General features: G+C 60.0%; 19 protein-coding genes and 3 tRNA genes. 8 read left to right on the top strand and 14 right to left on the bottom strand.

Annotated features, from left to right (window positions below):
• Nucleotides 1–209: 209 nt before the first annotated feature.
• The 6 genes from ICL81_RS04825 to ICL81_RS04800 all read right to left on the bottom strand — a co-directional run bounded on the left by ICL81_RS04825 (nucleotide 210) and on the right by ICL81_RS04800 (nucleotide 3,880).
• Nucleotides 210–282, bottom strand: a tRNA-Phe gene (locus ICL81_RS04825).
• Nucleotides 283–348: 66 nt separating this feature from the next.
• A tRNA-Asp gene (locus ICL81_RS04820) sits at nucleotides 349–425 on the bottom strand.
• A gap of 32 nt (nucleotides 426–457) precedes the next feature.
• Nucleotides 458–530: transfer RNA gene (locus ICL81_RS04815), tRNA-Glu, on the bottom strand.
• Between the two features lie 143 nt (nucleotides 531–673).
• Nucleotides 674–961 (bottom strand): hypothetical protein, encoded by a 288-nt coding sequence (locus ICL81_RS04810; RefSeq protein WP_188023284.1) that lies wholly within the window; start codon nucleotides 959–961, stop codon nucleotides 674–676.
• 72 nt (nucleotides 962–1,033) lie between these two features.
• Nucleotides 1,034–2,326 (bottom strand): M18 family aminopeptidase, encoded by a 1,293-nt coding sequence (locus ICL81_RS04805; protein ID WP_370566837.1) that lies wholly within the window; start codon nucleotides 2,324–2,326, stop codon nucleotides 1,034–1,036.
• A 6-nt stretch (nucleotides 2,327–2,332) separates the two neighbouring features.
• A complete protein-coding gene (locus tag ICL81_RS04800; RefSeq protein ID WP_188033803.1) occupies nucleotides 2,333–3,880 on the bottom strand; it encodes a leucyl aminopeptidase in 1,548 nt (515 codons plus the stop codon).
• A gap of 97 nt (nucleotides 3,881–3,977) precedes the next feature.
• Between ICL81_RS04800 and ICL81_RS04795 the strand changes: the two genes are divergently transcribed.
• Entirely contained in the window at nucleotides 3,978–5,006 is a 1,029-nt protein-coding gene (locus ICL81_RS04795; RefSeq protein WP_188033802.1) for an LLM class flavin-dependent oxidoreductase, read from the top strand.
• A 117-nt stretch (nucleotides 5,007–5,123) separates the two neighbouring features.
• Here the strand turns inward: ICL81_RS04795 and ICL81_RS04790 are convergent, their stop codons facing one another.
• Complete coding sequence (locus ICL81_RS04790; RefSeq protein ID WP_188033801.1) at nucleotides 5,124–5,408, bottom strand: hypothetical protein; 285 nt, start codon at nucleotides 5,406–5,408, stop codon at nucleotides 5,124–5,126.
• Between the two features lie 120 nt (nucleotides 5,409–5,528).
• On the opposite strand from ICL81_RS04790, the gene ICL81_RS12160 reads away from it, so the two are divergent.
• The 6 genes from ICL81_RS12160 (at nucleotide 5,529) to ICL81_RS04755 (ending at nucleotide 9,141) form a co-directional block, all read left to right on the top strand.
• Nucleotides 5,529–6,236 (top strand): type IV toxin-antitoxin system AbiEi family antitoxin domain-containing protein, encoded by a 708-nt coding sequence (locus tag ICL81_RS12160; RefSeq protein ID WP_188033800.1) that lies wholly within the window; start codon nucleotides 5,529–5,531, stop codon nucleotides 6,234–6,236.
• 13 nt (nucleotides 6,237–6,249) lie between these two features.
• Nucleotides 6,250–7,158, top strand: coding sequence for a GNAT family N-acetyltransferase (locus tag ICL81_RS12155; protein ID WP_353055414.1), 909 nt, complete (start codon nucleotides 6,250–6,252; stop codon nucleotides 7,156–7,158).
• Nucleotides 7,159–7,181: 23 nt separating this feature from the next.
• Nucleotides 7,182–7,661 carry a MepB family protein gene (locus ICL81_RS04770; RefSeq protein ID WP_188033799.1) on the top strand — a complete coding sequence of 160 codons (480 nt, stop codon included), beginning with the start codon at nucleotides 7,182–7,184 and terminating at the stop codon, nucleotides 7,659–7,661.
• Nucleotides 7,662–7,691: 30 nt separating this feature from the next.
• Nucleotides 7,692–8,162 carry a VOC family protein gene (locus ICL81_RS04765; RefSeq protein WP_188033798.1) on the top strand — a complete coding sequence of 157 codons (471 nt, stop codon included), beginning with the start codon at nucleotides 7,692–7,694 and terminating at the stop codon, nucleotides 8,160–8,162.
• Nucleotides 8,163–8,238: 76 nt separating this feature from the next.
• Nucleotides 8,239–8,712: a tetratricopeptide repeat protein gene (locus ICL81_RS04760; protein ID WP_188033797.1), complete on the top strand. Its 474-nt coding sequence runs from the start codon at nucleotides 8,239–8,241 to the stop codon at nucleotides 8,710–8,712.
• A 54-nt stretch (nucleotides 8,713–8,766) separates the two neighbouring features.
• Complete coding sequence (locus ICL81_RS04755) at nucleotides 8,767–9,141, top strand: VOC family protein (protein WP_251381754.1); 375 nt, start codon at nucleotides 8,767–8,769, stop codon at nucleotides 9,139–9,141.
• Nucleotides 9,142–9,169: 28 nt separating this feature from the next.
• Here ICL81_RS04755 and ICL81_RS04750 read toward each other — a convergent pair whose 3' ends face one another.
• The 5 genes from ICL81_RS04750 to ICL81_RS04730 all read right to left on the bottom strand — a co-directional run bounded on the left by ICL81_RS04750 (nucleotide 9,170) and on the right by ICL81_RS04730 (nucleotide 16,673).
• On the bottom strand, nucleotides 9,170–10,558 hold the full coding sequence (locus ICL81_RS04750) for an FtsX-like permease family protein (RefSeq protein ID WP_188033796.1): 1,389 nt from the start codon (nucleotides 10,556–10,558) through the stop codon (nucleotides 9,170–9,172).
• Nucleotides 10,555–11,319 carry an ABC transporter ATP-binding protein gene (locus ICL81_RS04745; RefSeq protein WP_188023300.1) on the bottom strand — a complete coding sequence of 255 codons (765 nt, stop codon included), beginning with the start codon at nucleotides 11,317–11,319 and terminating at the stop codon, nucleotides 10,555–10,557. Before ICL81_RS04745 ends, ICL81_RS04750 begins: the two co-directional genes overlap by 4 nt.
• A 573-nt stretch (nucleotides 11,320–11,892) precedes the next feature.
• Nucleotides 11,893–13,749 carry a leucine-rich repeat protein gene (locus ICL81_RS04740; protein ID WP_215394749.1) on the bottom strand — a complete coding sequence of 619 codons (1,857 nt, stop codon included), beginning with the start codon at nucleotides 13,747–13,749 and terminating at the stop codon, nucleotides 11,893–11,895.
• 33 nt (nucleotides 13,750–13,782) lie between these two features.
• Nucleotides 13,783–15,873, bottom strand: coding sequence for a MucBP domain-containing protein (locus ICL81_RS12150; RefSeq protein WP_188033794.1), 2,091 nt, complete (start codon nucleotides 15,871–15,873; stop codon nucleotides 13,783–13,785).
• A gap of 14 nt (nucleotides 15,874–15,887) precedes the next feature.
• Nucleotides 15,888–16,673, bottom strand: a complete 786-nt coding sequence (locus ICL81_RS04730; RefSeq protein ID WP_188033793.1) for a leucine-rich repeat protein — start codon at nucleotides 16,671–16,673, stop codon at nucleotides 15,888–15,890.
• 274 nt (nucleotides 16,674–16,947) lie between these two features.
• Here ICL81_RS04730 and ICL81_RS04725 point away from each other — a divergent pair, with 274 nt between their 5' ends.
• Nucleotides 16,948–17,796, top strand: a complete 849-nt coding sequence (locus tag ICL81_RS04725; RefSeq protein ID WP_215394745.1) for a M23 family metallopeptidase — start codon at nucleotides 16,948–16,950, stop codon at nucleotides 17,794–17,796.
• Nucleotides 17,797–17,800: 4 nt separating this feature from the next.
• Here the strand turns inward: ICL81_RS04725 and chrA are convergent, their stop codons facing one another.
• Together chrA and ICL81_RS04715 are read right to left on the bottom strand one after the other, a co-directional pair.
• Nucleotides 17,801–19,003, bottom strand: a complete 1,203-nt coding sequence (gene chrA, locus ICL81_RS04720) for a chromate efflux transporter (RefSeq protein ID WP_188033792.1) — start codon at nucleotides 19,001–19,003, stop codon at nucleotides 17,801–17,803.
• A 32-nt stretch (nucleotides 19,004–19,035) separates the two neighbouring features.
• On the bottom strand, nucleotides 19,036–19,482 hold the full coding sequence (locus ICL81_RS04715; protein ID WP_251381752.1) for an SRPBCC family protein: 447 nt from the start codon (nucleotides 19,480–19,482) through the stop codon (nucleotides 19,036–19,038).
• Nucleotides 19,483–19,673 lie beyond the last annotated feature (191 nt).

The raw sequence follows: 19,673 nt of genomic DNA, 5'->3' as shown, positions 1-19,673 counted from the left end.
AACCCGACAATGGGCCAGAGCTCTACGGCACAGGACTCGATGCTGCGGAAGGGCTCTGGCTACGTGCTGGATGGGGAGGACGGGCATGACCCGCCCAACCGTTTACACACGTTTTGTCCTATAACCCCTACGAAGCCCCAAAAAGACAAAAATGAACCCCCGCGATGTAGAAGCTACGCGGGGGTTCGGTGAAGGTGTAAAAGCCTTCGTGGCTCCGACGGGCGTCGATCCCGTGACCTCACGATTTTCAGTCGTGCGCTCTACCAACTGAGCTACAGAGCCAGATAATCACTGTTATGGCGATCACCTGAGATGAAGAAACCCTTCAAAAGAAGGGCTTTTTCACCTTGGCGACCCTGACGGGACTTGAACCCGCGACCTCCGCCGTGACAGGGCGGCGCGCTAACCAACTGCGCTACAGGGCCATATTGTGTATTAAGTTGTGTTGGCAATCCAGTGACCCCAACGGGATTCGAACCCGTGTTGCCGCCGTGAAAGGGCGGAGTCCTAGGCCGCTAGACGATGGGGCCGAGGCTTTCACCCGCTGGCTTACGCTCGCTGGCTGCCGTGTAATAGCTTACGAGGAATGAGCAATATCGCGCAAATCGAACCAAAAACGCAGATCAGACGGTGTGTTAATAACGCACCGTCTGACACAAACGAGCGAGAAAAATTAGCCGCCGAGCACGCGCTGCACTCTGTTGAGTGACATGTTCTCGAAGCGATCCACACCCACGCTCGTGCGCTGCTCGAAGTGGTACCCCATCTTGCCCTGCATAAGCATGCCAATGAGATGTGGCTCGTTTGCGTTCCACATGATCCAGGTGGGCTGACCGTTGGTGTTGGGGCCGAGGAAGGTGATCTCGATGTCCTGCGAGCCAATGCGCTGAATACGCGGCTGCAACCGGTCGGTAGACAGGGCGAGCACCTGGTTCTCTGCCCGATTCTGCATCTCACTCATAGCTTGATCCTAGTCAATGTCGCTCCCGCACGGGAGGCTAACTTGCGTCCGAGGACGCGAATGTACAGGAGGTTACGCGAAAAACTCTGCAATAACGAGCGCGAGGCCGTGCAGATCATCAACGTGGGCGAGCTCACGTGCAGAGTGCATAGACAGCAGCGGCACTCCCACGTCAACGGTGCGCATACCGATTCGGGTAGCGGTGAGCGGGCCGATGGTCGATCCGCACGGGACAGTGTTGTTCGACACGAAGTCCTGCGTCGGAACGCCAGCGGCGGCGCAGAGCGAGCGCCACAGCGCCCCACCGTGCGCGTCAGAAGCGTACCGTTGGTTCGCATTGATCTTCAGCATCGGGCCGCGGCCAGCGAGCGGGCGCACGTTTGGGTCGTGCTTCTCGCCGTAGTTCGGGTGCACCGAGTGGCCGGCGTCTGCCGACAGGCACCATGAGCCAGCAAGCGCACGCTGGCGATCTTCCACGCCTCCGCCAAGACCAGCCCAGATGCGATCAAGAACGTCAGCCAGGAACGGTCCACTCGCGCCAGAACGCGTCTCGGAGCCGAGTTCCTCGTGATCGAACGCGGCGAGCATCGAGATCCCACCCTCAGCGGGCTCAGCAACGATCAACGCGGCGAGGCCAGCGTACGTCGAGCTCAGGTTGTCGAGGCGCGGTGAGGCGAAAAACTCGCTGCGGGCACCGATCCGCTCGGGACGCTGGGTATCGAAAAGACGAAGGTCGAAGCCAGCGATGTCGTCTGCGGTGATGCCCTCGTGCGCGAGCAGTTCGGCGAGCGAGACGTCTGCGCCCGCGATACCGATGATCGGCTGCGTATTGCGCTGACGATCAAGGTTCAGACCGTTATTCGCCTCGCGGTCGAGGTGGATTGCGAGCTGCGGGATCCGCGCCACTGCCCCGGTGCATACGAGCTTTTCCTCGCCAGTTCGCGTGACCACTCGGCCTGCAACTCCGAGGTCACGGTCGAGCCAGGAGTTGATCAGCGGGCCGCCGTACACCTCGACGCCGAGCTGCGCCCAACCGTGCGCAGTGAAGTCGGGCTGCGGCTTCAGCACGAAGCCAGGTGAGTCAGTGTGCGCGCCAAGCACGCGCACGGGGCTGGTCGCCGAGACGCCAGCGCCAGCGCGCCACGCGATGATCGCACCGTCGCGGCGCACAAAGGCCGCTGGAGCAGCGGAGGCAGCGGGCCACGCCTCGGATTCGTCGAGCTCGACGAATCCGGCGCGGGTCAGCACCTCGGCTGCAGCAGCGGCCGCGTGATAGGAAGTGGGCGATGCGGCAACGAAGTCCGCAAAGTGCGAGATGAATGCATCTCGGTCAAGAACAGCCTCGTCGCGCATCGCCTCACCCATCGTTAGTTACTCAGCGTCTTCCTGTGCAAATTCAGCGGGAGCGATGAAGTTCTCCGCAAATTCAGCGAGCAGACGAGCACCGAAACCGGTCGAACCGGTCGAACGCCAGAGATCATCGCTCTCAGCCTGCATGGTGCCTGCGATATCGAGGTGACCCCAGGGAGTGCCATCAACGAAATCGTTGAGGAAGAGTCCTGCGAGGATCGCTCCGCCGTATGCGCCACCCATGTTCGAAATGTCAGCGACATTCGACTTGAGCTGGTCGCGGTAGCGGTGATCGAGCGGCAGGCGCCAGATGTTCTCGTCAGTCGATTCAGCCGCCGCGTCAAGCTGTTCAGCGATGATGTCATCATTTGCGAGCATGGCTGCGGTTCGGGTGCCGAGCGCACCCATTGCAGCACCAGTCAGCGTTGCGATGTCAACGATTGCGTCGGGGCGACGCTCGTTCACAGTTGCGTCCTCGGTTGCGAGCACGATACCGTCAGCGAGCACGAGGCGACCCTCAGCATCGGTGTTCTTCACCTCAACGGTTTTGCCGCCGCGGATCGTGAGCACGTCACCGAGCTTCGTCGCGCTGCCACTGGGCATGTTGTCGGTGCACATCAGCCAGCCGGTGACTGCGCTCTCGACACCGAGATCTGCAAGTGCGGTCATCGATGCGAAGACTGCGCCTGCGCCCATCATGTCGAACTTCATTGCTGCGTGCATCGCGTTCGAGGGCTTCAGGCTGATTCCGCCCGAGTCGTACATGATGCCCTTACCGATGAGTGCGAGGTGGCCCTCGGGATCAGCGGGACGGTAGCTGAGCTTGATCATGCGGGGCTCTTCGACCGAACCTGCGTTCACACCGAGCAGGCCGCCGAGGCCCATCTCCATGATCTGCTCGCGGTCGTAGACCTCAACGTCGAGTCCAAACTCGGGGCCAATCTCAGCCGCGAGATTGCCAAACTTCTCAGCGCTCAGGTGGCGGGGAGGAGTGTTGCCGAGGTCGCGTGCAAGCTCAGCGGTACGAGCGAGGATCAGGCCACGCTCGACGCCGTACTCTGCGTCTTCGAGGTCTTCTTCGACGAGCTGGATCATGAGCTCATCGAGCACGACCGTCTTGGGGTCAGACTTCAGCGCATCGAAACGGTAGCGCGCGAGGATCGCACCCTCAATCGCGGCCTGCACCGCGACGTCGGCGTCCCAGTCACGCGACGCGAGCACACCGGTGAGGTCAACCGCAATGCGGCCGGCTTCACGTGCACCGCGAGCGAATGCAGCAACTGCGTCACGCAGCTGCGCGGGAGTCTCGATCGGGTTCGCGCCGGTGCCAACCAGCACGGTCAGGGGCGCACCCGGAAGGAGCATGGTCTGGTTCGCAGCACCGGTGAAGCCGGCTGCGGCGAGCGCATCGCGACCGATCTCTGCAATGTCAGCGGGAAGCTCACCCTCAGAGGCCACGAACAGCGCGCGGGCCTCGGCACCTTCGGCGAGCGTCGACGAGACACTCACACCGGTCATGCGTTCGAGGGATGGAGCAGGGTTGAAAGCGGGATCAATCACAACACTCATGCCCCTAAGCCTACTCCTGCGGTTCCTGACCGCACAGGCAGAATCACCTAATTCATATGCGCGGGAATACAACCCACTGACGGGCGTTACACCGAGTATGGAGAAATTTGGCTTTCTGTCCTTCGGGCACTACGGCAATGTGCAGGGTTCACGCGTGCGCACGGCCGGTGACATGCTCAAGCAGACGATTGAAATCGCAGAGGGCGCTGATGAGATCGGCGTGAATGGCGCATACGTTCGCGTGCACCATTTCGCAAAGCAGGCGGCCTCGCCCGTACCGTTGCTCACAGCTATGGCTGCGCGCACCAAGCACATTGAGGTCGGCACCGGCGTCATCGATATGCGGTACGAAAACCCGCTGTACCTCGCTGAGGAGCTCGCTGCGCTCGATTTGATCGCGGATCAGCGCATCGCCATCGGAGTCAGCCGAGGATCACCCGAGACCGCCGTCCGCGGCTACGAGGCCTTCGGCTACACGGGTGCTGAAGATCCCCGTGGCGCGGATCTTGCCCGTGCGAAGTTTGACGGCTTCCTGCGCGCAATCGACGGCGAGGGTCTCGTCGAGGCTGACACCCGCATGGCGCCTCCCGGCTACCTCGCGATCGAGCCCCAGTCCCCCGGTCTGCGTGACCGCATCTGGTGGGGTGCTGGCTCGCGCGCATCGGCAGAGGACGTCGGCCGCATGGGCCTCAACCTCATGAGTTCTACCCTGCTCACCGAGGCAACCGGTCAGTCGTTCGATGTACTCCAGCGCGAGCAGATCGAGCTGTTCCGCGCCGCATACAAGGAGGCCGGCCACACGCGCACCCCGCGCGTCTCGGTCAGCCGAAGCGTGTTCCCGATCATGAACGAGCAGGACAACATGTACTTCGGGATCCGCGGCCAAGAAAGCAACGATCAGATCGGCATCATCGATGGCTACCGATCGACGTTCGGCAAGACCTACGCGGCAGAGCCAGACAAGCTCATCGAGCAGCTGCTGCAGGATGAGGCGGTCATGGCGGCAGATACGCTCATGCTCACCATCCCGAACCAGCTCGGCCCCGAGTACAACCTCCACGTACTCGAGTCGTTCGCGAAGCACGTCGCGCCCGCCCTCGGCTGGAAGCCAAACTGGGAGAAGTAAGGCCCGGCGGTAAGGCTCGGGGAAGTAGGACGCTGCTTCTCTCGGGTCAGCGAGAATGTATTACGCCAGAGGGCGGTGGGAGTCTCCCATCGCCCTCTGGCGTATCTGGAGTATCGCCTACTCGAACGCTTCCATGATGAAGATACCGTCAACATAAACGCGCACAGGCTGCGGCTTGAACGCTGCAAAGAACTGGGCCCGGCGCTTTTCGAAGCGCACGTGGTGCTGTTCGTTCGTCCCGACCGTGATTTCCCACGCCTTCATGGTGCTGAACGACAGGATCTGCACGGTCCCCATCACTTTGACGCCATCGACGGTGATCTTGATGCCGCCCCAGAACTCGTCAAACGAGAACTCGACCAGGTGCTTCTCTTCGAAACCGACAACGAGGCTCATCTTCATTCACACGAGACTACCTGCCTGACCAGTAGGCGTCAGACCTCACCGCCGCAAGACAATTCAAATCAAACCTAGATTTTCATCACTCAGATAGGTACATTTTCAGACTCTGGAGGTGAAACTATGCAGACAATCGAAGCCCTCACGACCCTTGGATTCATCGCATCCACACAATGGAGTCTCGTGACAACCCAGCAGGTCATCGCAGCCGGAGTCACGAGGAATCAGCTCACCCGACTGACTTCGTCTGGTTCAATCGACTGCGTAAGAAATGGAGTGTATGCGCTCAGTTCCGCCAGCTACGGACCATTCCAAGATTTACGAGCTGCCTGGCTTGCAACGGAACCGATGCGGGGTGTCACAAGACAAGACTTTTCTGTCTCAGTCTCAGGAATCTCAGCAGCCGCAGTATATGGAATCGGTGATCTGTTCCCGATGTATCACGAGTTCACCTCGCCCAGACGTAGGCAGTCAAGCATCTATGATGTGAGGTTTCGGCGTAGGTCACTCCCTAGAGACCAGATTGTCTTGATTGATGGCCTGCCCGTGACCAGTCTTCCCCGCACTGTCGCGGATATCGCAGAAACATGTCTCGACTATGAGCATCTCGCCGACATCGTTCGAGGGGCATACGAGAAACCCGAAGTCACTGCTGCAGAACTGTCAGCTGCTTTGGCCCCGGTTGCCAGAAGACATGGCGCAGAGAACGGTGAAGCACTGTTCCTGGAGATGGTGCGCCATTCCCCTGCCACGCAAAAGTTTCGAGAGTACCTCGAGATTACAAACCGCATCGACCCGAAAACCCCACTAGCTCCCCTACCCCGCAACTGACTACGCTTGACCCATGCCACTCTCGTTCCGCCCGAGTACCGATGAAGATCTCGACTGGATTGTCGACCTCCGCGTCCGAGTCCTCCGCGCAGACTTTGAGCGCCTCGGCCGGTTTGACCCGGTGCGCGTTGGCCAGCGCATGCGCAACGCGTTCAAGAAGGAGAACACCCGCGTGATCTTGCTCGATGAGCAGGTCGCCGGCTGTGTAACGGTTCGCCATGAACCCGGTGAGCGGTGGCTCGAAAACTTCTACCTCGACCCTGATTTGCAGGGCCGGGGCCTCGGCACGCAGGTGCTCCAGCGCATTCTCGCTGAGCCCGCCGCGACCCCCATGCGCCTGCACATGCTGCGCGGCAGTAGCGCCGGGCGCCTCTACGAGCGGCACGGATTCGTTGCCGAAGACGAAAAAGAACTCGACGTCGTCATGGTGCGCAAACCAAAACTTGTCATTCGCCCGTGCGTCGGCCCCGCCGAGTACCCCGCGCTCGTTGCAATTTGGCGCAGCGCGGTCGACGCGACCCACGACTTCCTTGATCCAACTGATGGAGCGCGGATCGAGTCCAAGCTCGCCACCGATTACTTCCCCGCGGTGACCCTCACGGTCGCGGAGCGGGGCGGAGTCCCGGTCGGTTTCGCTGGCGTCATCGAGGGCAGCCTCGAGATGCTGTTCGTTGCTGACGAAGTTCGAGGGCAGGGCGTCGGATCCGCGCTCCTTGCAGAGGTCACGCGACAGCAAGCGGTCACGCGCGTCGATGTGAATGAGCAAAATCCGGGGGCGCTCGGTTTCTATTTTGCGCACGATTTCGAGCAGACGGGTCGCAGTGAGCTTGACGGGGACGGCCGGCCGTACCCGATCCTGCATCTATCGTTGTCACAGACCAATACGAGACCGACGACGTGCGCTCACTCAGCAAACGCCTGATCGAGGACTAGGCTGGGCGCAGTATGGGTTTCTTGTCATTCGAGCGCTACCTCACCGCGACCGAGACGACCGCAGGCGCGATCGACCCCGAGGAACAAAACACGGACTATGAGTCCGGCCGCGTCGAGATCGATGGGCAGTGGTGGCGGATCCGCACCGCACGCATCACTCCGACCAAGCCAGGCGCGTTCGTCGCCGTCTGGCGGCGCAATGCCGCGGGCGAGACCGAGCCGTTCACTGATACCGATGCGTGCGTTGGGTTGCTCGTGTTCGTCACAGATACCAATGCGGGTACGGACGCAGATCGCCATGGGGTATTCGCCTTCACCCGTGAACATCTTGCACAGCTCAGGATCACCGAACAAACGGGCACAGCCAGCACCCCACGCAGGCAAGGCAAGCGCGGGTTTCGCGTGTACCCAGGTTGGTGCACTGGCCTCAATCCGCAAGCATCACGCATGCAACGAGCGCAGCTCCCTGCCTTCCGTGAATTTGGCAGGTAACGAGGGGCGCTCAACAGCTACGCTCAAGACATGACGTCACCTGCGCCGGACCCTCGCCTCAACCGCATCAACCTGATCTGCTTGGGCGTCGCCGACGTCATTCGATCGCGCGAGTTTTATCGCGACGGTCTGGGCTTCGAGACCCCCAACAACGAGGCAGAGCCCGCCGTTGTATTCTTCAACAACCGCGGCACGAAGCTCGAACTCTTCCAGCGCGAGGCGCTCGCCGCAGACATCAACGCCGCGGACCCTCCGCAGCTGAGCGACTCCACGGCAGCTTTTAACGGCATCACGCTGGCCTACAACGCGAAGAGCGAAGCCGAGGTCGACGCACTCTTCGCAAAGATCGAGAGCATTGGCGGATCAATCGCAAAAGCACCGGAGCGCGTGTTCTGGGGCGGGTACAGCGGGTACTTCCGCGATCCCGATGGCTACCACTGGGAAGTCGCATACGCCGACACATGGCAGTTCGACGAGAACGACATGCTCATCATCGAGTAACCGCCACCGCGATGCGTGCCCAGCCATGCCCTAGGAGGAGGCAAAGAGGAGTCCCTGGCCGCTTACGCTAGTAACTATGACTGAGCAGAGCTGGGACGACCGAGTCGATGCGTTCTGGGCAAGTGCGGATGACGCCGCTCCCGAGTCAACGCTCGAAGCGATGCGCGTGCTTGTCGCAGAGCGGCCGGCCACCGATGCCGCTGGCATCTACGAGTGGGCGTCGGTGCACGATTTCCTCGGTCTTGAGGCTGAGGCGATCCCGCTGTACATGTCGGCGTTGGCAGCCGGCCTCGATGGCGAGCATAAGCCGCAGGCACTTATCCAGCTCGGCAGCTCGCTGCGCAATGTCGGTCGCGCCGACGAGGCAGTTGATCTCCTCACAGAGCAGGAGAGCAACGAGGTCACCGGCGACGCTGCACAAGCGTTCCTTGCGCTCGCGCTACACACGGCAGGCAATCCAGATGAAGCGCTGCGCGTCGCTCTGACCGCGCTTGCGCCCACGCTCCCGATGTACCGTGGCGCAATCACGTACTACGCGAACGAGCTGTAGGGAAAGCCCGCTCGACAGCAGCCCCATGACGAACGAGAATAGGACTCCCATCCTTTGACGAACGGAGTCCCCATGGTCAAGCTCGGCATGATCACGATCGATACGACAGATCCGCGCGAGCTCGCGACATGGTGGGCAGGGCGCCTCGGCGGTCAGCTCATTGACCAGCACGACGGCTGGTTCTGCATGGTGACGATTCCCGATACCGGTCTCAATCTTGGTTTCCAGAAGATTGAGCAGCCGACGCCAGGCAAGAACCGCATCCACCTTGACTTCTCAGACGCTGGCGCCGGCGGCCGCGAGCAGGTCATCGCAGAGTGGACCGCCGCGGGCGCCACACATTTGGGCACCCGCGGCGATGAGAACTTCGCGTGGGACACGTTCGCTGATCCGCACGGAAACGAGTTCTGCGTCAGCGATCCGCACTAGTCAGTATCGGCTCGGGGTCGGCGCCCGCTCAGTCGACGGCGAGTGCCAAGACGGGCGACACCTTCGTAGCGCGCCGAGCGGGGCCGGCAGCCGCAATGCAAGCGAGCCCGATACCGAACACTGCGACGCCCACAATCAAGATCCACGGCACGACCGGCAAGACGAGCCCCACCTGCGAGCCGACCATCGACTGGGCAGCAACCCAACCGTAGAAGACGCCAAGCACCACACCAGTACAGAACGCGGCGAGTGTCATCTGGGCGCTCTCAGCCATGATCATGCTGCGCACCTGTGTACCGGTGAAACCAATCGCGCGCAGCAGGCCGAGCTCTCGAATACGCTGCACGACACTGAGCGACAGCGTATTCACGAGGCCCACTGCTGCGATGACACCGGAGAATCCTACGAGCAGGGTCAGAACTGCCGAAGTTACTGTGAGCGTCTGTTCAAGCACCGCTTCAGAAACCGGATCTTGCGCAAACATCTCCTTCACACCGGCGGTGTAGGTGGCGAGCGCGACTGCGAACATCACCACGAGTGTGATGCCGATCACGAGGCCGATCGTCGAGCGTGCGCTGCGCTCGGGGAAGCGTACGGCGTTGGCTGCCGCGATCTGGCCTGTCACTCCCCTGCCAGTCACCCGGCCAGCGAGGCGCAGAATCGGGGGCATGATGAAGTGCGCGCCGACGGCAATGCCAGTGAACGAGATGAGCCCACCAACAAACGAGACCATGAGCGCGAGCGGCGTCGCAAAACTCAGCGCAACACCGAGTGCAAGCGCCGCAGCACCGATGATGATGAGGGTGATCGCCACCACGGTACGACCGCTACGCCCGCGTGCCTGCTCGGGGCGCAGCTCTACCGCAGCCCGGGTGGCCTCGATGGGCGAGACGCCAGCCACACGTTTGGATCCAGCCCATGCAGCGAGCCAGGTCGTCGCAATGACGATTAGCGCGGCAGCAACAATCAGCGGATCGAACAGCGGATACGTCAGCCCGGCGTCTAGCCAGCCAGCCGAAGTGCCCACAGCGACTAGCCCGGCAGCAAGCCCGATCGCGAGCACGACGCCAATGACCGCACCGATTGCGCCCATAGCGAGGCCTTCGAGCGCAACCTGATTGCGTACCCGCGCGGAGGTGGAGCCGAGCAGACGCAGCAGCGCAATCTCTCGGGTTCGACCGGCGATGACGGTCGCAAACGTGTTCGCCGTCACTATCGCGCCAACGTACAACGCGATGACGATGAAGATGATCGACACCATCAGCAACATGAGTCGGAACGTGCCAGACTCTGCCTGCATTCCATCACTCAATGCAGCGGTCATAATTCCGGTCAGCAGGATGAGCGTCGACGCAAAGAGGGTGCCAAGCGCGGCAACGACGATGGTTGCGGTGTGTTCGCTGATCCGCGCTTTCATGCCGCAGCCGCCTCAAGATTCAGCATCGTTGCCGAGATCTGCTCGGCGGTCATCGCACCGGTGTCTTTGACGATCTTGCCGTCAGCGAGGAACAGGATGCGATCGGCGTAGCTCGCAGCCACCGGATCATGCGTGACCATCGCGATGCTCTGTCCGCTTTCCGTCACTGCGGATCGGAGCAACAACAACACCTCACGGCTCGTGCGCGAGTCGAGTGCACCCGTGGGTTCATCAGCGAAGATCACCTCGGGGCTCGTCGCGAGCGCGCGGGCGATGGCAACGCGCTGCTGCTGACCACCGGAGAGCTCGTGCGGCCGGTGGTCCACGCGCTGGGTCAGCCCGAGATACTTCACGAGCGCATCAATGCGCTGCTGCTCTTCGCGGTTGGGCTTGCGTCCGTCAAGCGCGAACGGTAGTTGCAGATTGCCCATCACGTCGAGCGTGGGTACGAGGTTGAATGATTGGAAGACAAAGCCGATCCGCCGCCGGCGCAGCTTCGTGAGTTCAGCGTCGCCCAGGCCAGTTATGTCGGCGTCACCTAACCAAACGCGGCCGCTCGTCGGTGAATCAAGGCCGGCCATCAGGTGCATCAGCGTCGATTTACCGGAGCCAGACGGCCCCATGATCGCCGTGAACTTTCCACGCCTAATGCCAATTGACACGTCATCTAGTGCAGCGACCCGCTGCGTTCCTTCGCCGTAGTATTTGCCCACGTTCGCGACGCGAGCCACGAGGCCCAGTTCACTCGTTTTTGTTTCCATGCCCCGAGGTTACGAGCGAGCACTAGGGGCGCGGATCGGCCGACGGTACCTCAGTCCCAATACTGAAGTACCGGCTGTTGCACCCGAAAGTGCCACAGCCGGTGCGCTGGATCAATCACTGCGCCGCCTTCACAGCTGACCACAATTCCGAATGTCACAGTGGAAATGCAGACTTGAGTGTGCACGGCGAACAGATCTACCAGATGACCTTGGCTCGGAAGGCGCGACAAAGAGCTTCAACGGACACGTCAGCGTCGTCTCGCCAGACTGAAATCGAACTCAATTACGGATCAATAGCGCAGGTGCGCTTTCCAGATCAAGACCAACCAATGTCGCTACCATCACAGTTCTCTCACTGAAGTCTGACCGGAAAGGCGTATCGAAACCAGACAAACCCTGAATTCGCTACGCTCTCCATACGACAGAATCAGTACGTTTGCAGAAAGATTATCGAGAAGTGCAATTGTGCTCAAGAAGATTCATTGCGCTGCCACAACAACAAAACGGTACAGCGGGGAATGGCCTCTGCATGAGCGCCACTCCCCACTGAAAGTACTGTGCTACGTCTCGTCGCTAACCAATGCGGCGCCTACGCGCGGTTACCAGCAGCCCCAACGCGAGCAGAACAAAAGCTCCACCCCCGAGTGCAATCAACAACGGGGTCGCCTCGCTACCGGTGTTTGCCAGAGCACCACCGCTTCCAGCATTCGCGCCGTTGTCACCGTTCACACCAGGCGTGTCGTCAGGCTTCTCGCCCTCAGGATCTTGACCTTCAACTTCAGGACTGTCTGTCCCATCGACTACGACGGTGATGGTTTCAGTAAGCCCTCCAACGGTCGCTGAGACCTCACGTTCACCTGGACCCACGAAGGTAATCTCGTTGCCCTCTGCGGTGTCGGCCGCGTTCGTTGATGAGAACGTCGCGTAACCAGTGACATCATCGATCTCGGCCGGGGCAGCGGCAACCGCTGCGACGGCATCGGAGTTCCTTCCCTGCGCCGCCGCGCCGAGCCCGACGACGGTGAACGCAACCGTTTCACCGTCTGCAGCGACACCATCCTCGGTAGCTACGGGCTGGTCGATACGGAGCTGATGAATTGTAGACGCAACCGAGACTTCCAGTTCACCTACCTTGGTGGAGTCCTCATTCAAGGTAGCAGTCATCGTCTGCGTCGTCGTGAGACCAGCGTTGTTGTAATCAGTGGGGAACTCAACGGCTGAACCATCCTGCTCAACACCACCGAGCGTCAACGTGACCTCATTGGTGACGTCGTCCAATACATTTCCAAGAGCGTCAACGGAGGTAACGGCGTAATCGTGCGTCGAGCCTTCAATAACGCTGTCTGCACCAAGAATCTTGAGACCAGAAATGTACTTCGTGGCCTGTGTTTTGTAGCCTTTCCAGAGCGGCTCAGTAAACACCTTTGTGGGGTCTTCATCAGCCAGGTACTCGCCCGGGAACGTAATCACTACGTCTTGAGTTTTTCCAAATGCACCGTTGGTATGAGCATCACTGCCATCTGCAAATGTCTTCGGAGCAGGGCCGAGAAATCGCACTTCAGTGAGCGTGTGCTCGTAGGTGTCAGACTTATATCCAAATGCCCGGGTCATGATTGAACTGACTCGAGGTGGAATTGTGACCGAGGTAAGCGGGTTGTGGGCAAACGCGGAGTCACTGATTCCGACAAGCGTTTCAGGGAGATCGATGCTCGTGAGCTTGTTGCTCGAGAATGCACCCGTTCTGATGGTCGTCATATCGACTGGCAGATTTATCTCAGTCAGCTGATTGCCAGAGAATGCGTAAGCACCGATCGAGACGTCTCGCTCGGGAAGGTCGAGCAATTCCAACTGGCCGTTGTAGAACGCCATGTCACCGATGCTCGTGACCGACTCCGGAAGCTCTACCGAGGTCAGCTTGGTGCTATTAAACGCATACTCACCGATGCTCTCGAGACCGCTGGGAAATATCGCAGTTTCCAACGGCGTCGTGCCAAACGCGTAACTTCCGATACTTGTCACGCCCTCGGGAATCACCACATTCGTGAGCTTGCTGTTCGAAAACGCATTCGCCCCGATGCTCACAACCCCCTCTGGAATTTCTACAGAAGTGATGGGCTGATAGTTAAAGGCTGGCCCGATAGTTGTCACCGGGTAAGTCTCGCCCCCGACAACCACTTCCCCCGGAATCTCGACCGAAGGCCCGCTCCGTGAAGCGTCATACCGGGTTGCCGTGGCCCCTGCCGCTGGATCCTCATCATTAATGGTGAACGTGATCCCGCTAACGGGGTCGAGCTGTTCCACGACTGCAGCGTGAGCTGGGGAGCTGAGCCCAAAGGTCACCTGAATCGAGAGGGCGGCAACCGCGCCGAGGGCAAGCCCCGCATGCGTGCGTTCACGGGTGCTACACCGTCGACTGTTACTCATTTTCATTGCTGTGCTTTCTGTGTTTCAGATCTCAAATGTTCACGAACGCGAATGGCGGCGGATCATGAACGCTGACCCTGCTGCGAGTAGCGCCAATGCGCCAAGCCCTGCACCAAGCAGCGAGCTGCCACCGGTGTACGCGAGTGCTGCGCCAGTCACGGGAGTTTTGGTGCCGGGCGCTGTTGTACCGCTGCCGGGAGTCTCTTCGCCCCCAGTTCCCGGGGTCTCAGCATCTGTCACCACGACGTACTCGAATGTCACTGTGGTCGTCTCGGCGTTAAAGACACCGGTCACGCTGTTCGGTACCGCGTTCCTGGTTTCCTGAACGTCAACTGCGCTGACTGCGGAAAGCACGTACCCGGGAATATCGGGTGCGACTGCCGTGAAATCGGTGTTCCACCGGCCGCTCATACGATCCGCATCTCGAATCTGCTTGCCAGCGGTATCGACAAACTGCACGTCGACCGAAAAGTCGAGTGGCAGCACCACGTCAAGCACGGATGATTCATCGCCCGGTTTCACTACAAGCTCGCCCAGGTTCGCATCAACCGCGCGAACGGTTGCATTTGCCGCGGGGTGGGCGGGCACGTTGACCGCGGGGAACGTGTGCGTTTCGTCAGGCTGTACCCATTCGGCTTCACCGGTATACAGGTCGATCATGCACGCGAAGTCTGCAGTCTGCGTTACCGGGTTGCCGGCTGCGTCGATGGCTGCGCCGTCTTCAAACCTGAAGCTCACCTCACGCGTAACGGTCTGTGTCCCACTCTGGGCAAGTTCAACGTAGGGCACATCGATGTAGTTCTGAGCACGGTAGGTGTCATAGACGATGTCGCCGTTCTCATCGCGCCAGTCTGGGAATGTCGCGAGTGTGCCGTCTGACAACTCGTCAAACACTCTGTTCCGCGCTTGGAAATAGGCGTAGTTGAAATCGGTATACACGTACGTGATTGGTTGTGACGCGCTTCCGGGAGCTTCCAGCGCATCGTACTGCTCGTTGATCGCCGCGATTGCCGCTTCTACGACGCTTGCACGACCATGCGCGCCGCCTCGAATACCTTCCAGAGGAGCCATAACCTCCGCTACGAGCGCTTGATACTCCTCAAACTCGTATACCTCTTCTGGCGCATAGAATTCACCAGCTGCTTCATTGAAGTTCACGTCAAAGAACCAGTTATTAACAGAAAACTCGAAAAAGTTCTCATTGGTGAAGTCCCCAAGCGTGAATTCATGCACTCCAGGTTGCCCGACATCGATAACGAGCGACCGAGCGTCCGGATCGGCGTCTACTACCATGTCAGCGGCTTGCGCCATTGCTACATATTGCTGCAGCTGCCCTTGATATCCCCTGAGATAGTCAAGATCAACGCGTTTCACCCATGCAAGCGTGGCATCATAGATCGCATTGTAGGTTCGTGTTTCAGCTTCTGCAGATGAGATCCCTGAAGCCACGAATCCAGCGTGTAACTCATCATAGATTTCAGGGATCGCCCCACTCTCCACCCACATTTCGGTATCAATTTCCATGTAGGCGGAATGCAATTCCGGGAGTCCACCTATCAGCCTCAAACTCATTGCACGGACCAGATCGAGCCTCTGCTCGTGCGTCCACCCTCTCTGAATCTCCCAGAGTTTGTCTTCGCTATAGGCCTCGGCTATCGCACTCGTAAGATCCTGCTCGAACGCATAATAGGCGAGAAGTGCTTCACGAAGGATCTCGGAGGAAATGCCCCCGGCCGCTTCAGCTTGAGGCTCTGTGGCGGCAACAGCCGTCGCGTACTTTTCGAAAAGCATCGGTACAACATCCGTCAACACGTGCTTCGTTGCAGTTGGCGTCTCGCCGCCAAACAGCACGTCAACCTCAGTGATTGCCTCGGGGAGCGTTGTCGTGAGGTAGTCTTCCCGATACATGTGGAAGTACTCGTAGTATTCATTTATTTCGGTTCGCGGTGCCTCATAGAACGAGCGTGTGACGCTTTCGCCGTTGTCTGGCACACATGCCGCAGCGAGATTCTGTGCATTGTTTACCGGCTGCCCGTCAACTGCGACAGCATTCGCCGCCGTAGCGCCACCGAGTATGAGACCAGCAGTGAGCGCACTTGCGAGCGCTCCGTTCCAAAGTCGTTTCTTCACGAGCGATTCCCCATCTACATTGATTTTTGGCGAAGTTGAGTGCGAAAACATGCCAACCCCGCGGCGCCAGCGCGAACGCCGGCGAGCGAGAATCTGCCGGTGTTCGCGAGACAGGTGCCGTTCCCCGCAGGCGTGGCCGGTTTCAACGTGGCAGGGTTCGTCGGCTCCGGCTTTGGCACAACGTCTTCGGGCTTACCGTCTTCATTCACGACGATCGTCACGGTCTTGCCCAGCGAAGGCTGACGATGATCCGCGCTCTTGAGGAGCCAGAACGCCTTCCCCACAAAGGAATCATGCTTGTCCGCAGAGTTGTCCGTAAAGACATTGCCCGTCATCTGCCAGACCGTGTTCGGCAGATTCGCTTCTGAAAGATTGTTGCGGACACAGGCTTCGTCACCCATGATCTGAATTCTTGGCGGCAGCTTGATGTCGGCCAGCTCGTTATCAGCGAAGGTAAGCCGCTCAGTTTTCAAAACTTCGTCCGCGAGGTCAACGTATTCCAGCTTCCCGTGCAGAGACGTCATCATCCCGATGCGGGTCACTGTCTCGGGATGCTCAACCGAGGCAAGGTCCTTCCCCGAGAAGGCGTAGTCATCGACCGTTGTAACGGGATATCCGACACCATCGACATCGTGCTGCTCTGGAAGAGCAGCTGCCGGATCCTCGGCTTTGCCGCACGCCGTCGCTGTTGCTCCCGCGGCGATTGTCGCTGTGCTGACAGGCACAGCGATTGCGCGAAAGGCCAATCTTGCGCGCATTTCGTGCGTTAACTCACAGGCAAAGCCGGTGTTCTTGCTCACTGTTTGCCCTTCGTGGTCCAAAGATTCACTCACGTTCGAATTCCACGAGGCTGGACGACGAATCCAGCGCCGGTTTCCGAGGCGCCAGTGCCACGGGACGTTCAAACACCTTCCAAGCTGAATTATGGCCTAGTTCAGGCAAAAACAACAGGAAAAATATAGGCGTCACATATCCATCGGCGAGTCCCCTCCGCCCAGGTGGTATTCGCCTGAACACGCGATAATAGAACTTCCACCGACAGAGTCGGCTGACCCCCACACCAGGAGTTCTCTGATGCGTTCGGTTTTCGTCGCCATGTACCGCGTGCGTAGCGTGATTTTCGCTGCGTCAACCGTCGCCTTGCTGTGCCTCGCATTCTTCGCACGATACTTCCCCGCAAACGTTGCCGAAACCATCACTATTGTTCTGGGCGTTCTCGGTTTCGGCGGCTGGGTACTCGCAGGTCTGCTGATGTTCAATGGCGGATCCCTCCGCCCAAGTCACTCATCTGCCACCGTCGCCTCACCGGTACGTGGGCGATGGCTCGCAATCAATAGTCCCGCCTCGCGTACACCAAGCCACGGCACCCGGGCCTACGGTCAGTCCCACGCGGTGGATCTCATCTTTGAGCCCGAGGGTTGGCAGCGCCCTGAATTCGGCAGTTGGCCTGGCATGCGCGAACCCGAAGATTACCGCGCATTTGGCCAGCCTGTACATGCAATGATCTCGGGAACCGTAGTGCGCGCATCCGATTGGCGCCGCGATCATAAGTCCCGCACCAACTCAGTCACGTTCTTGTATCTCATGGCTGAAGGAACGGTTCGTGAGCTCGGCGGCCCTGGGTTCGTCGTAGGGAACCACGTCGTGATCCGCGGTGATGATGACACGTATGCGGCGGTCGCCCATCTCCAGCGCGGATCGCTCCAAGTTCGCAAGGGGGATCGCGTCGAAGCGGGCGACCACATCGCCAACTGCGGCAACTCGGGCAACAGCTCAGAGCCCCACGTGCACGCCCAGCTTATGGACCGTGGTTCATTCTGGACCGGGCAGGGCATTCCCGTTGAGTTCGCACACATCGCTATTGATGACGGCGACGTTCTCGAGTCTGGGATGCCAAAGAACCAGCAACACCTCACGCTCTGAAACGTTATGCCCCCGAGAGCAGGCTCACGGCCACACCGCCGACTGCGCCAAGTATCACAACGATCCAAGGTGACGCCTTGGTGGTGAGCAATAAGACCAGGCATCCAACCGCAAGCACTAGCGTTCCTATCGAGGTAATCCCGGCAGGCACGATTGGGTAGATGAGCGCCGCAGCCATGATGCCAACCACTGCCGCGTTTGCCCCACGCATTGCGCGTTGCGCGCGCTCGTTCGAGCGAACCCGCGTCCAGAACGGAAGCACGCCAATGAGCAAGAGCATGCCCGGCAAGAAGACGGCGACCAGAGCGATCACTGCGCCGAGCACACCCCCTGGTCCGACACTGGAAACGGCCCCAAGAAAACCGGCAAATGTGAAGAGCGGTCCAGGCATCGCCTGTGTCGCGCCGTACCCCGCAAGAAAATCTTGTCCGCTCACCCACCCTGAGTCCACCACCCCTGCCTGGAGGAGTGGGAGCACCGTGTGTCCACCCCCAAACACCAACGCACCAGCACGGTAAAACTCGCCGAACAGCGCGTAGGTAGTGCGTGGCGCAACGACCGCAGCTACCGCGCCACCGGCGAGGACACCGCCGAAGATCGCGAGTGCCCACGCACCACCACGGCGCGAGATTCGTGTCGCAACAGGTGCCACAACCGTCGCCGGGGCGTTGCGGCACAGCAGCAGTCCGGCCAGTGCGCCCAAGGCAATGAGCAGTGCCTGACCCGGCACCCCAAACAGCCCGAGCACCGACAGAACCGCCACGCCAAGGGCAATGCCCACGCGTTGCAGATCAGGCGTCAGCGTGCGCGCCATCCCAACGACCGCGTGAGTAACGACCGCGACGGCAACGGCTTTAAGCCCAAGAAGTAGACCAGCACCCACTGAGCCGCCGAACATGTTTGCTCCGTATGCGAACGCCACGAGCACGGCTGCTGAGGGGAGCGTGAAGCCAAGGAAAGCCGCAATCGCGCCACCGAATCCCGCACGCTGCAAGCCAATCGCGAACCCGACTTGGCTCGAAGCCGGCCCCGGAAGGAACTGACACAGCGCTACAAGATCCGCGTACTGCTGATCGGTCAGCCACCGTTTGCGGTCTACAAACTCAGTTCGGAAGTAGCCAAGGTGCGCCGCTGGCCCGCCAAACGAAGTCAGACCCAGCTTCAGGAAGATACAAAAGACCTCCCACACGGCACGAACTTCACGCACGTTTACTCACCGATACCGACCTGTGTGGGTTGCTACTCAGCGACGAGCGCTTCGTATTCTTCCTGCAGGGCAGGGAAGTACTGATCGAGCATCGGCTCTTCTGATTCCTCAGTCGCAGCTACGAGCAGGTCAAGGTAATACTCCCAGCCAGGACCGATCTCACCGATCTCTTCGTCACCGTTGAGGTGATGAATGAAGGTCAGTACCGAGTCAGAGCCATCCTCTTCGAGCAGCAGCTCGAGACGCCAGTTACCCGATTCGTTGTCAGAGGTGATCGCGAGACGGTGCGGAGCCTCGCACGCGTCGATCCGGAACCGCATCGACGGCTCCCCCGCTTCAAACCGCATGTGCACCTGCACAGCACCGCCCGGTCGCGCATCGCCTTCGAACGGACCGAACCAACGGTCGGTGAAATCGCGATCGGTGAGATACTCCCACGCTTCCTCAGCTGGCAGTGCGAGGGAACGGAACAGCTGCAAATCATTTCCCCGGCTTGTTCGAACCAGGCGACCGCTCACATACGTCATTTCTGACCTCATTCCCAACTGCCGCGCGCGATGCGCTGCGCTGTGTAGTTTATCCGGTCGGCCCGCACTCATCGGGTGCGGATCACAGCTTCGCCATCCGCACACTCCAAACCCGCACAACCTGCGACAAAACTTCGCCGCGT

The organism is Leucobacter sp. cx-328 (assembly GCF_014530035.1).
Lineage (GTDB): Bacteria > Actinomycetota > Actinomycetes > Actinomycetales > Microbacteriaceae > Leucobacter.
This window is presented reverse-complemented; position numbering and strand designations above follow the sequence as displayed.

Coding starts and splice junctions, on each gene's coding strand:
- ICL81_RS04810 (WP_188023284.1), bottom strand. CDS start 961: ATGAGTGAGATGCAGAATCGGGCAGAGAACCAGGTGCTCGCCCTGTCT.
- ICL81_RS04805 (WP_370566837.1), bottom strand. CDS start 2,326: ATGGGTGAGGCGATGCGCGACGAGGCTGTTCTTGACCGAGATGCATTC.
- ICL81_RS04800 (WP_188033803.1), bottom strand. CDS start 3,880: ATGAGTGTTGTGATTGATCCCGCTTTCAACCCTGCTCCATCCCTCGAA.
- ICL81_RS04795 (WP_188033802.1), top strand. CDS start 3,978: ATGGAGAAATTTGGCTTTCTGTCCTTCGGGCACTACGGCAATGTGCAG.
- ICL81_RS04790 (WP_188033801.1), bottom strand. CDS start 5,408: ATGAAGATGAGCCTCGTTGTCGGTTTCGAAGAGAAGCACCTGGTCGAG.
- ICL81_RS12160 (WP_188033800.1), top strand. CDS start 5,529: ATGCAGACAATCGAAGCCCTCACGACCCTTGGATTCATCGCATCCACA.
- ICL81_RS12155 (WP_353055414.1), top strand. CDS start 6,250: ATGCCACTCTCGTTCCGCCCGAGTACCGATGAAGATCTCGACTGGATT.
- ICL81_RS04770 (WP_188033799.1), top strand. CDS start 7,182: ATGGGTTTCTTGTCATTCGAGCGCTACCTCACCGCGACCGAGACGACC.
- ICL81_RS04765 (WP_188033798.1), top strand. CDS start 7,692: ATGACGTCACCTGCGCCGGACCCTCGCCTCAACCGCATCAACCTGATC.
- ICL81_RS04760 (WP_188033797.1), top strand. CDS start 8,239: ATGACTGAGCAGAGCTGGGACGACCGAGTCGATGCGTTCTGGGCAAGT.
- ICL81_RS04750 (WP_188033796.1), bottom strand. CDS start 10,558: ATGAAAGCGCGGATCAGCGAACACACCGCAACCATCGTCGTTGCCGCG.
- ICL81_RS04745 (WP_188023300.1), bottom strand. CDS start 11,319: ATGGAAACAAAAACGAGTGAACTGGGCCTCGTGGCTCGCGTCGCGAAC.
- ICL81_RS04740 (WP_215394749.1), bottom strand. CDS start 13,749: ATGAAAATGAGTAACAGTCGACGGTGTAGCACCCGTGAACGCACGCAT.
- ICL81_RS04725 (WP_215394745.1), top strand. CDS start 16,948: ATGCGTTCGGTTTTCGTCGCCATGTACCGCGTGCGTAGCGTGATTTTC.